This is a genomic window from Geobacter sp. (assembly GCF_027327745.1).
Classification (GTDB): domain Bacteria; phylum Desulfobacterota; class Desulfuromonadia; order Geobacterales; family Geobacteraceae; genus Geobacter.
This window is the reverse complement of sequence record NZ_DAHVYG010000046.1, coordinates 18,858-30,902: the sequence shown is the minus strand read 5'-3', so window position 1 is coordinate 30,902 and position 12,045 is coordinate 18,858. Positions and strand designations below refer to the sequence as shown.

Annotated in this window: 13 protein-coding genes and 1 tRNA gene; 9 read left to right on the top strand and 5 right to left on the bottom strand. The window is 66.2% G+C overall.

Annotation, left to right across the window (positions count from 1 at the left end):
* Window position 1: 1 nt before the first annotated feature.
* Both M6689_RS09460 and M6689_RS09455 read right to left on the bottom strand, forming a co-directional pair.
* Window positions 2-77 (bottom strand) — tRNA-Phe (locus M6689_RS09460).
* Between the two features lie 100 nt (window positions 78-177).
* Window positions 178-741 (bottom strand): elongation factor P, encoded by a 564-nt coding sequence (locus tag M6689_RS09455; protein ID WP_298270701.1) that lies wholly within the window; start codon window positions 739-741, stop codon window positions 178-180.
* Between the two features lie 104 nt (window positions 742-845).
* Between M6689_RS09455 and M6689_RS09450 the strand changes: the two genes are divergently transcribed.
* From M6689_RS09450 to M6689_RS09410, 9 genes are all read left to right on the top strand, one after another.
* Window positions 846-1,043, top strand: coding sequence for an RNA-binding S4 domain-containing protein (locus M6689_RS09450; RefSeq protein ID WP_298270698.1), 198 nt, complete (start codon window positions 846-848; stop codon window positions 1,041-1,043).
* Window positions 1,044-1,056: 13 nt separating this feature from the next.
* A complete protein-coding gene (locus tag M6689_RS09445) occupies window positions 1,057-2,310 on the top strand; it encodes a DUF898 family protein (RefSeq protein WP_298270695.1) in 1,254 nt (417 codons plus the stop codon).
* Complete coding sequence (locus M6689_RS09440; protein ID WP_298270692.1) at window positions 2,307-3,356, top strand: M48 family metallopeptidase; 1,050 nt, start codon at window positions 2,307-2,309, stop codon at window positions 3,354-3,356. Before M6689_RS09445 ends, M6689_RS09440 begins: the two co-directional genes overlap by 4 nt.
* A 271-nt stretch (window positions 3,357-3,627) precedes the next feature.
* Window positions 3,628-4,338: a uracil-DNA glycosylase family protein gene (locus M6689_RS09435; protein ID WP_298270736.1), complete on the top strand. Its 711-nt coding sequence runs from the start codon at window positions 3,628-3,630 to the stop codon at window positions 4,336-4,338.
* A gap of 162 nt (window positions 4,339-4,500) precedes the next feature.
* Window positions 4,501-4,977, top strand: a complete 477-nt coding sequence (locus M6689_RS09430) for a MaoC family dehydratase (RefSeq protein WP_298270689.1) — start codon at window positions 4,501-4,503, stop codon at window positions 4,975-4,977.
* A gap of 98 nt (window positions 4,978-5,075) precedes the next feature.
* Window positions 5,076-5,495 (top strand): thiol-disulfide oxidoreductase DCC family protein, encoded by a 420-nt coding sequence (locus M6689_RS09425; protein ID WP_298270686.1) that lies wholly within the window; start codon window positions 5,076-5,078, stop codon window positions 5,493-5,495.
* Between the two features lie 49 nt (window positions 5,496-5,544).
* Window positions 5,545-5,712, top strand: a complete 168-nt coding sequence (locus M6689_RS09420) for a hypothetical protein (RefSeq protein ID WP_298270684.1) — start codon at window positions 5,545-5,547, stop codon at window positions 5,710-5,712.
* A gap of 71 nt (window positions 5,713-5,783) precedes the next feature.
* The gene (locus tag M6689_RS09415) at window positions 5,784-8,060 is read left to right on the top strand and encodes a Tex family protein (protein WP_298270681.1); all 2,277 of its coding nucleotides are present in this window, start codon (window positions 5,784-5,786) and stop codon (window positions 8,058-8,060) included.
* A gap of 102 nt (window positions 8,061-8,162) precedes the next feature.
* The gene (locus M6689_RS09410; protein ID WP_298270678.1) at window positions 8,163-8,342 is read left to right on the top strand and encodes a hypothetical protein; all 180 of its coding nucleotides are present in this window, start codon (window positions 8,163-8,165) and stop codon (window positions 8,340-8,342) included.
* A 45-nt stretch (window positions 8,343-8,387) separates the two neighbouring features.
* On the opposite strand, the gene cysC is transcribed toward M6689_RS09410, so the two are convergent.
* From cysC to M6689_RS09395, 3 genes are read right to left on the bottom strand one after another with little or no spacing between them, the layout of a single operon-like run.
* A complete protein-coding gene (cysC, locus tag M6689_RS09405; RefSeq protein WP_298270676.1) occupies window positions 8,388-10,259 on the bottom strand; it encodes an adenylyl-sulfate kinase in 1,872 nt (623 codons plus the stop codon).
* Window positions 10,259-11,167: a sulfate adenylyltransferase subunit CysD gene (gene cysD, locus M6689_RS09400; RefSeq protein WP_366949741.1), complete on the bottom strand. Its 909-nt coding sequence runs from the start codon at window positions 11,165-11,167 to the stop codon at window positions 10,259-10,261. Before cysD ends, cysC begins: the two co-directional genes overlap by 1 nt.
* The gene (locus tag M6689_RS09395) at window positions 11,167-12,015 is read right to left on the bottom strand and encodes a sulfotransferase (RefSeq protein ID WP_298270673.1); all 849 of its coding nucleotides are present in this window, start codon (window positions 12,013-12,015) and stop codon (window positions 11,167-11,169) included. Before M6689_RS09395 ends, cysD begins: the two co-directional genes overlap by 1 nt.
* Window positions 12,016-12,045 lie beyond the last annotated feature (30 nt).

Genomic DNA, 12,045 nt, shown 5'->3' with positions numbered 1-12,045 from the left:
ATGGTGCCCAGGGACGGAATCGAACCGCCGACACGAGGATTTTCAGTCCTCTGCTCTACCGACTGAGCTACCTGGGCGAAAAGAGCTTTAGTTTATAAACCGTAGCCGGGAATGTGTCAATATTTTTTTGCCGGCAACAGTGCCGGCACGGGGATTTTCAGCCCTCTGCTCCTGCGCTCAGGCCCGGGAAATGAAGCGGCAGTCGCGGGTGTCGATCTTGATCTTCTCGCCGATCTCCAGATAGGGGGGGACCTGGAGGGTGAGGCCGGTTTCGAGGGTCGCCTCCTTGGTCTGGGCGGTGGCGGTGGCGTTCTTGATGACCGGCGGGGTGTCGGTGATGGTGAGCTCCACCACCTGGGGGGGGTCGACGCTGACCATCCGCTCCTGGAAGATGCCAAGGGTGACCTCGGTGCCGTCTACGAGGTAGTAGCGGATTGCCTCGAAGGCCTCGGCGTCCATCTCGAACTGCTCGTAGGTCTCCAGGTCCATGAAGACTCCCTGGGCGCCGTCGGCGTAGAGGAACTGCCCCTTGTGGCGCTCGAAGTCGGCCTCCTCCACCTTGTCGCCGGAGCGGAAGGTCTTTTCCAGCACCTGGGAGGTGAGGAGGTTGCGGTACTTGGTCTTGACCATGGTGTTGGCCCCCCGGGCGGAGGGGGACTGGAAGTGGACGTCGAGGATGAGGCACGGCGCGCCGTCGAGCTTGATGACGAGGCCGCGCTTGAAGTCGGACGTGGTGAGCATGATGTGGTTCTCCTTGTGTTTTGAAAAATCTCCTTTTTTTATCAAAATAATGCTACAAAGACAACCGGATGAGAACCGTATAACGCGAACGGAGCTTCTGTTTCATGAAGATCGACACCGACCACATCAAGCTCGACAGTTTCCTGAAGGCGGAGAACATCGTGGGGAGCGGCGGCGAGGCGAAGGTCCTCATCGCCGGCGGAGCGGTCCGCGTCAATGGCGAGACCGAACTCCGCCGGGGACGGAAGCTGCGTCCCGGCGACCGGGTGGAGGTCGGCGGCGAGACCTTTGTCATCGAGTGAGGAGGAGACGCCGATGGAGCGAGTGAGCTGCCCCCACTGCCAATTCGCGAAGGAGCTGCCGGCGGGAACCATTCCGGAGGGAGCCCGGGTGACCTGCCCCCGCTGCGGCGGAACCTTTACCTTCACGCGGAATGCCGGGACGGTGCCGGCGGGCGAAGGCGCGCCGGCCGGAAGCACTATCCCGTCACCGTCAGTTCCGGAGCCTGCGGCCGCGCCGCGCCGGCCGCCGTCCCCCCGCACCCTCCGGTTCAGCTTCGAAGGGACGGCGCGGGAGTACTTCGGCATCTGGATCGTCAACACGCTCCTGAAGGTGGTCACCTGCGGGGTTTACTCCGCCTGGGCCAAGGTCCGCAAGCGACGCTGGTTCTACGGCAACACCATGCTCCACGGGGCGCCCTTCGACTACCTGGCCGACCCGCTGGCGCTCTTCCGGGGGTGGCTCATCGGCGCCGCCGCCCTCATCCTCTACTCCGTCGGGAGCCGTTACAGCCCCTCCCTCGCCTCGCTTCTCGGCCTTCTGTTCTTCCTGGCGATGCCGTGGCTCGTGGTCCGCTCCCGGCTCTTCAACGCCCGCAACTCCACCTACCGCAACGTCCGCTTCAATTTCCGCCCCGACTACCGGGAGGCGTACGTCGTCTTCGCCGGCCTGTACCTGCTCCTCCCCTTCACCCTGGGGTTTCTCTTTCCCTACGTGGTCTACCGGCAGCAGAAGTTCCTGGCGGAGCAGAGCGACTTCGGCACGACCCCCTTCTCCTTCGAGGCGACGGCGAAGGATTTCTACCTCCTCTACCTCAAGGCGGCGGGGTGGTTCGTCGCCATCGCCGCAGCGGCGGTGGCCCTCATGGCGCTCGTCATGCCGGCTTTCCTGAGCGGCATGACGGGGGGAATGCCCCGAAAGGCGGCGGCACTGGCCGGCATCGCCTTCTCCCTCTCCTTTCCCCTCATCTATTTCTTCATCGCGATCTACGTCCAGACACGCCAGCGCAACCTCGTCTGGAGCAGGGTCCGGCTCGGTGAGAACCGCTTCGCGAGTACGCTCCGGGCCCGGGAGATGGCGTGGCTCTACTTCTCCAATGCCTTTGCCATCCTCTGCACCTTCGGCCTCTTGGTCCCCTGGGCGACGGTGCGGCTTACGCGCTACCGGTTCGAGAACCTGACGGTCTCCTCCCGCAACGAACTGGAAGGGTTCGTGGCCGCCTCGGCGGTGGAGGTGAGCGCCGCCGGCGAGGAGATCGGCGATCTCTTCGGGATCGACGTGGCCCTGTGAGCAGGAGCGCGCGGGGGACATACTACGACGGGAAGAGTTCGGCCCAGCGCCGGGTGACCCTCGCGCTCAGTGGAGAGCGGCTTCTGGTGACGGGGGACGGGGTGGAGCGGGGAGACCTCCTCGGCGTGCTCACCGTCTCTCCCCGGCTCGGCACGGTCCGGCGTTCGGTCCGCTTCCCCGACGGCGCCCTCTGCGAGCTCTCCGACGACCGGTTCCTCGATGAGCTCCTGCGCCGGCAGGGGCGGGGGCGGTTTGCCGCCGGGCTCCACCGGTGGGAGCGGAGCATCCCCCGGGCGCTGGTGGCGCTGGCGCTGACGGTGGCGCTCGTCTGGTGTTTCGTCACCTTTGCCATCCCGGCCCTCGCCCGACGGGTAGCCTTCGCCGTTCCCGCAACCACCGAGCGTTCCCTGGGGCGGGAGAGCCTCGGGATGCTCGACAGGCTGGTCTTTTCCCCGACGGCGCTTCCGCCGGAGCGGCGGCGGGAGGTGGCGGCGCTCTTCGGCCGGATGACCCGCGACCTGCCGTGGGCCGGCGGGTACCGGCTCGAATTCCGGGCAAGCCCCCAGCTCGGCGCCAACGCCCTGGCGCTGCCGTCGGGAATCATCGTCGTCACCGACCGGCTCGTGGAGATCGCCGGGAGCGACGACGAACTGGCGGCGGTGCTGGCCCACGAGATGGGGCATGTCCGCCACCGCCACGCCCTGCGCCACATCCTCCAGAATTCCGCCACCGGCCTCGTCATGGCCGCCCTGACCGGCGACATCACCTCGGTCACCTCCCTCTCGGCGGGGCTTCCGACGGCGCTCGTGGACGCCAAGTTCTCCCGCGACTTCGAGACCGAGGCCGACGACGCGGCGGTGGCGTACCTGAAAAGCCGCGGCATCCCGCTGCGGCGGTTTGCCGACATCCTCTCCCGCCTCCAGGCGGAGCACGACCGGCGCGAGGGGGACCGAAGGGAGGGGGAAAAAGCGTCCCTCACCGACTACTTCTCGACCCATCCGGTCACCCGGGAGCGGATCGCGCGGTTCATGGGGGGCGCCCGGTGACGGCCCCGGGGAGCGGACGGCGCCGCGGAGACAAAAAAAGACCGGCGTTTCCGTTTCGCCGGTCTTCCTCCTCCTTGCCGGAACATCTCCGGCCCGGGAGCCCCTGCCTCCGATGGTGCCGCCGTCGCTTTGCGCCGGCCCTTCGCACGACCGAATCAGTACAGTTTTCATAGCCAGTCGTGGGAGCGAAGACAAGGGTAATCTTCTTACAAAATCATTATATCACTTTGAAAAAATTCGGGAAACAGGGAGGCCGAGCCGGGTGAAGGGAATGGATCTCGTGCAGATAACCGAAGAGCTGGCCACGGAGCTGGAGACGCTCACGTTCGCTTCGCCGGTGGCCCACGTCTACAACCCCCTCGTCTACGCCCGGGAGCCCCACCGGGAGTACCTGCGGCGCTACGGGGGGGCGCCCAAGGAGGTGGTCATCGTCGGGATGAATCCGGGGCCGTGGGGGATGGCCCAGACCGGGGTCCCCTTCGGCGAGATCGAGACGGTGAAGGGCTGGCTTGGGATCAACGGGGCGGTCGGCAAGCCCGCCGGGGAGCATCCGAAGAAGCGGGTGGAGGGGTTTTCCTGCCGGCGGAGCGAGGTGAGCGGCCGGCGGCTCTGGGGGCTTATCCGGGAGCGCTTCGGGGAGCCGGAGCGGTTCTTCGCCCGGTTCTTCGTCGCCAACTACTGTCCGCTCCTCTTCCTGACGGCCGAGGGGGGGAACATCACCCCCGACAAGCTCCGGACGGCGGAGCGGGAGCGGCTCCACGCCGTCTGCGACCGGGCCCTGCGCCGGACGGTGGAGCACCTCCGCCCCGGGGCGGTGATCGGCGTCGGCGGCTTCGCCGCGGAGCGTTGCCGCGAGGCCCTCGTCGGTTTCGACGTCCGGGTCGGCCGGATCATCCACCCGAGCCCGGCCAGTCCCGCGGCGAACCGGGACTGGGCCGGCACGGCGCTCAGGCAGCTCCACGAGCTTGGCATAGCATTCTGAACCTTGAAACCGAAAAGGGATTTGAAACACGGAGCAACTGAGCAACGGAGTAGAATCTGAGGACAAAATCCTTTAGCTCCCATTGAGATCATGCATGGTTGGACGACTGGCTCGATCTCGGTTGCTCCGTGTTATTCAACACCAGCTTATTGGAGGTACGTTATGTCCGCAGCGGACGATCTCGTCGCACTCCTCGCCCCGCGGGTCGGGAGCGAGACCCACGTCGGCCCCTGGCTCGCCGTGGACCAGGAGCGGATCGACGCTTTCGCCCGGGTGACCGGCGACCTGCAGTGGATCCACACCGACCCGGAGCGGGCCCGGCGGGAGTCCCCCTACGGGACCACCGTGGCCCATGGTTTTCTCACCCTCTCGCTCCTCCCGTTCCTCACCGAGGCGAACGCCCCGGGCCACTTCGAGCGGAACTACCCCGGCATGCGGCTGCGGGTGAACTACGGCCTCAACCGGGTCCGCTTCCCGGCGCCGGTGCCGGCCGGCTCCAGCCTCCGGGCCCGCACGGTGCTGAAGGCCGTGGAGCCCCTCGGCGAGGCGGTGCAGATCACCTACGGGATCACCGTGGAGATCGAGGGAGGCGCAAGGCCCGCCTGCGTGGCCGAGCAGGTGGTGCGGCTCTATCCCTGACGGGGAAGCTGTGGTCGGGGAGGATGGTGCGGGGGGGCGGCGGTTGCCGCTCCCCTTTTTCGTGCTATACGTTTGGGAAGGAGAGGAGGTTACGCCCCATGCCGACACCCCCCGAATTCCCGCTTCGAGTCTTCTACGACGGCTCCTGCTCCGTCTGCGCGGCGGAGATGGAGGCCTACATGGGGAAGGAGCACGGGGGACGCCTGGAGTTCGTCGACATCGGCGCCCCCACCTTCGACCCGACCCCCTACGGGATCTCCCTCGACGATTTCATGTACCAGATGCACGCCATCGACCGGAGCGGCAGGGTCTACCGGGGGGTGGAGGCGTTCTGGGCCATCTGGCAGGCCTTCCCGGCCTCGACCCTCTACGGGCTCCTCGGGACCCTCGTGACCCTTTCGGGGGTGAACCTCGTCGCCCGGCTCGCCTACCGGACCTTCGCCCGCTTCCGGAAGTATCTCCCCCGCCGGGAGGCGTGCGAGGGGGGGAGCTGCCGGATCGGCCAGCGGAAACGGTGAGCCATGGAGTGGTACCACTCGGGATCCGGATAACCAGGGAGGTGAAACCATGGAAGGAAAAGAGCCGCAGTGCCGCTGTGCCGAAGGGAAGCCGGGCGAGAAATGTCCCTTCTGCATGGGGGAGGAACGCTGGTACTGGTGCGAGGTCTGCAGGGAGGCGGTTGCCGACCGGAGGTGTCCCCGGTGCGGCCTGAAGACCAAAAGGATGCGCGTGTGATGGGACTTTTCAGCTCCCTTCCCCTGTGCTAGTATCCTTCCCCCGCATCATCCCCGGAGGAAGGAAGACCCATGACAGCGACCGACGAGACCATCAGGAAAATCACCGGCTTTCTCATCGAGGAGACCGGCCTTGCGCCGTTTCAGGTGACGAACACCATGGAACTCTTGCGCGAGGGGGCCACCGTCCCGTTCATCGCCCGCTACCGCAAGGAGCGGACCGGCGAGCTGGATGAGGTGCAGATCCGCACCATCGAGGAGCGCCTCGCCTACTTCACCGAGCTGGAGGGGCGCAAGGCAACGGTGCTCAAGTCCATCGAGGAGCAGGGGAAGCTCACCCCGGAGCTCCGGGCCCGCATCGAGGCCTCCCGGCAGAAGACCGAGGTGGAGGACCTCTACCTCCCCTACAGACCCAAGCGGCGCACCAAGGCGACCATCGCTAAGGAGCGGGGGCTGGAGCCCCTGGCGGATCTCGTTGTCCTGCAGGAGACGACCTGCGGCACCCCCGAGGAGGCGGCCCTTCCCTTCGTCGATCCGGCGCGGGAGGTCCCCGATGCGGCGGCGGCCCTGGAGGGAGCGGGGCACATCCTGGCGGAGCGGCTGGCCGACGATGCCGACGCCCGCGCCTTCGTCCGCCGCCTCACCTGGGACGACGGCATCTTCTCGTCCCGCGTCGCCAGCGACAAAAAGGGGGCGGTGACCAAGTTCGAGATGTACTACGACCACCGGGAGCCGCTCAAAAGCGTCCCCTCCCACCGGATGCTCGCCATGCGCCGGGGGGAGAAGGAGGAGGTGCTGCTGCTCGCCATCGAGGCGCCGCTGGAGGAGATTCTCTCCGGCCTGAAGGGGCGGCTCGTCACCCGCGAGAGCATCTTCCGTTCCCTTCTGGAGCGGGTGGCCGAGGATGCCTACAAGCGGCTCATCGCCCCTTCCATCGAGGTGGAGCTCCGGCTGGAGGCGAAGAAGCTGGCCGACGAGGCGGCGATCCGGGTCTTCGCCCAGAATCTGCGGAACCTCCTGCTCGCCCCGCCGGCGGGGGGGAAGCGGGTCCTCGGCATCGACCCGGGGCTTAGGACCGGCTCCAAGCTGGCCGCGGTGGACGGCACCGGCCGCTTCCTGGAGCACGTGACCATCTACCCCCACACCGGCGAGGGAAGGGTGGCGGGGGCGCGGAAGGAGCTTCTGCGGCTCGTGGCGGCCCACGCCATCGAGATGATCGCCGTGGGAAACGGCACCGCGGGGCGGGAGGTGGAGCAGTTCGCGAAAGAGACCCTGGCGGAGGCGGAGAAAAGGGTGCCGGTGGTCATGGTGAGCGAGGCCGGGGCCAGCGTCTATTCCGCCTCGGAGATCGCCCGGGAGGAGTTCCCGGAGCTGGACCTCACGGTGCGCGGCGCCATCTCCATCGCCCGCCGCCTCCAGGACCCCCTGGCGGAACTGGTGAAGATCGACCCGAAGAGCATCGGCGTCGGCCAGTACCAGCACGACGTGGACCAGAAGGCCCTCCAGAAGGCGCTGGACGACGTGGTGGAGTCGTGCGTGAACCACGTGGGGGTCGATCTCAACACCGCCTCCTGGGCGCTTCTCTCCTCCGTCTCCGGCGTCGGTTCCTCCCTGGCGAAGGCGATCGTCCTCCACCGGGACACCAACGGCCCCTTCGCCTCGCGGCGGGGGCTCATGAAAGTTCCCCGCTTCGGCGAGAAGGCCTTCGAGCAGGCGGCGGGGTTCCTGCGGATCCGCGGCGGCGACCACCCCCTCGACAACACCGCCGTCCACCCCGAGCGCTACCCGGTGGTGGAGGCGATGGCCGCCGACCTGGGGGTCTCCCTGGGGGGGCTTGCCGCCGACCCGGCGCTGGTGGCGCGGATCGACCTCAAACGTTACGTGACCGAGGCGGTGGGGCTTCCGACCCTGCGGGACATCGTGGAGGAACTGAAAAAGCCGGGGCGTGACCCCCGGGAGGAGTTCAAAACCGCCGCCTTCCGCGACGACATCCGGGAGCTCTCGGATCTCAAGGAGGGGATGGTGCTCCAGGGGGTGGTGACCAACGTCACCGCCTTCGGCGCCTTCGTCGACATCGGCGTCCACCAGGACGGCCTCGTCCACGTGAGCCATCTCTCCACCCGCTTCGTGAAAGACCCGGCCGAGGCGGTGCGGGTGGGGGAGGTGGTGAAGGTGAAGGTGCTGGCCGTGGACGCGGCCCGCAAGCGGATCTCCCTCTCCATCCGCGAGGCGGCGGAAGGGGGGGCGCCGCGGCCGAAGGTGGAGCGCCCGCAACGCGAGGAAAAGGGCTCTGGCGGCCTCGACCTGGGGAAGCTGGAGCAGGCGGGTTTCCGGGTGCGGAAGCGCTGAGGGTCCCTTCCTTGACTTTGCGGCGGGCGGCGGTTTAATTCTATTGACATAGATTAATGTTGCCGGCCGGCGGGAAATATTTCGGGAGAAGGGGGAAGGACGATGGGTGGGCTCTTCAAGATGGTGCTGAATGCGGTTATCGTGATCCTCGCGGCGGTCTTTTTCGCTATCCCGTTGGCGGTCTTTGCCGTGATCGACTGGATCATCGACGCCATGATCGGGTATGCGCGCATGGTGAACTCCCGTCTCGACTACTGGAAGCCGTTCGAGAAGCGCGGGTAACACCCGGTTAGCGTCGCCTGTCATCGCGGCGCCGAAAGAAAAGCGTTACGCCGCCCGCACCGCGCAGCACTCCCGGACCGACGTCAGCAGCATGATCATGCAGTCGTCGATGGCAAGGGCTGCCGTATCCAGTTTCAGCTCGGGGTGTTCAGGCGGTTCATAGGGTGACGATATCCCGGTAAAACTTGGCAGCTCGCCATTGCGGGCCTTTCGGTACATCCCCTTGGGGTCCCTCGCCTCGCAAACCTCAAGGGAGGTTTCGAGGTACACCTCCAGAAAACGCTCCTTGCCGATGATGCCGCGGGCCATCTCCCGGTCCTCCCGAAAGGGGGAGATGAAGGCGGTAATCAGGACCAAACCGGCGTCGTTCATCAGCCGCGAAACCTCGGCAATGCGGCGGATATTCTCGGCGCGGTCCTTTGGGGAAAAACCGAGGTCGCGGTTCAGACCGTGACGCACATTGTCGCCATCCAGCACGTAGCAGGCCATCCCCAGGTCAACCAGTTTTCTTTCCAGGGCAAAGGCGAGCGTTGACTTGCCGGCGCCGGAGAGGCCGGTGAACCAGATCGTCAGCGGCCTCTGACGCAACAGCTCGGTCCTCTCCGCCGGCGTCACCTGCCCATGGTGCCAGACCACTTCCCGCCTCTCCGGCACGGCCCGGTCCGTCTTCAGCTCGGCATCGTAATCGGTCCGTTCCACAATGGTTGCGGCCCCGACCGTGTCGTTGCCGGAGGCCGAAACAAGCAGCAATCCCCCCAGTTGACGGTTGCGCGCATAGGGGTCGGCAAAAACCGGCCGGTAGAGCACAAGCCGGATCCGGGCGAGATCATTCATCCGGAGGAACTCAACCTGCTCCCGGCGCAGCGTATCGGGGTCAACGCGGTAGCGGATCGACTCGCAGCGTCCCTTGACCCACTGGCAGCCCAGCTTGACCAGCAGCACCGTCCCCGCGGTCAGCTGCTCCTCCCCGGTCCAGACCGTCATCAGATCCAGTTCCTTGAACTCCCGCGGGACATTGCCGGGATGCACCAGCAGGTCGCCCCGGGCGATATCCAGTTCGTCGTCCAGGCAGACGGTTACGGCCTGACCTGCCACGGCCCGGGGCAATGCGGTGCTCCCCAGGTGGATGCTCCTGATGGAAGAACGGAAACCGGAGGGGAGCGCGATCACTTCGTCGCCAACCCGCACCACGCCGGAAGCGAGAGTGCCGCTGTATCCCCTGAAGCTTGCGTCGGGGCGCACCACGCGCTGCACCGGGAGGCGGAAATCGACCAGGTTGCGGTCACCGGCCACGTACACGTCCTCCAGATACGGCAGGAGAGATGGACCGCCATACCAGGGCATCCGCTCGCTTTTGTGAACCAGGTTGTCACCGTCGACGGCGCAGACCGGAATGAAGCAGAGGTTCTTAAGTCCCAGCCGGACGGCAAAGGCCCGGTACTCCTCCTCGATCTCCCGGAAACGTTCCTCGCTGTAACCGACCAGGTCCATCTTGTTGACGGCCACCAAGAGGCGCGGCACCCCCAGCAGCGCGCAGATGAAGGCATGGCGCCGGGACTGGGTCAAAACCCCCTGCCGGGCGTCGATCAGCAGCACCGCCAGATCGGCGCTGGAGGCGGCTGTCGCCATGTTGCGGGTATACTGCTCGTGGCCCGGGGCATCGGCAATGATGAAACGGCGGCGCGGGGTGGCGAAATAGCGGTAGGCGACATCGATGGTGATCCCCTGCTCCCGCTCGGCCCGCAGACCGTCGGTCAGGAGGGCGAAATCGGGGCGCTCGCCGCTGGGGGCACCTTTGTAGAGCGCAGCGATGTGGTCGTCATAGAGGGCGCCGGCGTCGTAAAGCATGCGCCCGATCAGGGTGGACTTCCCGTCGTCGACGCTGCCGGCGGTCATGATGCGCAGAAGGTCGATCATCAGAAATACCCCTCCCGCTTCTTGCGCTCCATGGAACCGTCCTGGTCATGGTCGATGATGCGGGTAGTGCGCTCCGACAGGCGGGTCTGCTCCAGTTCGGCGATGATATCCGCCACCGTGGCGGCAGTTGAAGCGATCGCGCCGGTACAGGGATGGCACCCCAGTGTCCGGTAGCGGCAGAGGCGCGGGACAGGCGTCTCACCCGGCAGCAGCGGTACCCCCTCCTCTGCCGGTATCAACTGGCCGTTGCGCTCCACCACCATCCGCTTTGCCGCGAAGTAGAGCGGCACCACCGGGATTGACTCCCGCTCGATATAGCGCCAGACATCCAGTTCGGTCCAGTTGGAAAGGGGAAAGACCCGCACGCTTTCGCCGCTGTTGAGGCGGCTGTTGTAGAGGGTCCAGAATTCGGGCCGCTGGCGGCGCGGTTCCCACTGGCCATGGGCGTCACGGAAGGAAAAGATTCGCTCCTTGGCGCGGGAGCGCTCCTCCTCGCGGCGGGCCCCGCCGATGACCGCATCATACCCCCCCTCCTGCAGCGCATCCAGAAGCCCCCTGGTCTTGAGAGCGGCGCAGCAGCGCACGGTCCCCAGATCCCACGGGTTGACGCCGGCATCGTCCTCCTCGCGGCTGTGGTGCACCCGCAGCTCGAATCCCGGCTCGGCAGCCCGGGCATCCCGGAAAGCCACCATTTCCGGGAACTTATAGCGGGTATCCACATGGAGCAGGGGAAACGGTATCCGGCCCGGCCAGAAGGCCTTCCCGCAAAGGTGCAGCATCACCGACGAATCCTTGCCGATGGAGTACAGCATCACCGGGCGCTCGAATTCGGATGCCACCTCGCGAAGGATGTGGATCGCCTCGGCTTCCAGCTGATCGAGCACCGAAATGGTCAGGCCGGGTTGCATCAGCGCTTGGTCCCCGGCTGGGAAGCAGGGCTGTTATCCGGGTAGAACCACTGGTAGTACCAGGCGCAGGCGCGCTCGATCTGCGCCTGGATGCGGGGGGGGATTTCATGGCGCCCGGGGGCGGAGATGCTCCCCTGCTGCCGGTGGAGGTATTTGAAGCGGTAGTGGCTGTCGCTCTCGTGGGGGCGGGTGGTGATGCGCCGGGGATCGATCGTGTGGGGCGGCAGTCCGAGCCAGCTGTAAATCCCCGTCATTGTCCCGACCGGGTCGGCCATCATATCCTCGAATTTCACGAAATAGAGACGGCTTTTCACCGCCTGCGGCAGCTCCTCGATGGCCCGGATCGACGCCAGCGGCGCGCCGATGGACTTGTCCTGGGCAAAGAGCTTGTCGGCCCGACCGAAGCGGTCGAAATCGGCAAGGTGGTCGATGAAGTCCAGCAGGATGGTTTTCTGATGCTGGGATTCGATGGAGCCGTAAATCTGTCCCAGTTCGCGGATCGGCACCAGCAGCCTCGCCTCGGGGTCAAGATGGAGCAGCATCTCGACGCAGTGGAGCCAGGCGCGGTTCTTGTCCGCGACCACCTTTTGGCTGCACTCGCCGTACCAGCCGTGCAGAAACCCCTGCATGGCCGATTTCAGATGGGCGTAGGTGGCCTCGAACTGCACGTCGAGCTGCGACAGCATGAACTGGTCGTCGCTGATGAAACGGCGCATCATCAGCAGGGCATTGCAGAGGGGCGAGCTGTGCCCTTCACAGTGTATGGCGGGATGCTCGGCCAGCAGCTGGCACAACAGGGTGGATCCGGCGCGGGGCAAACCGGCGATGCCGACAAAACGGGTGGTCATATGGCTCTCCAGGCAGAAAATTAAAGGGCG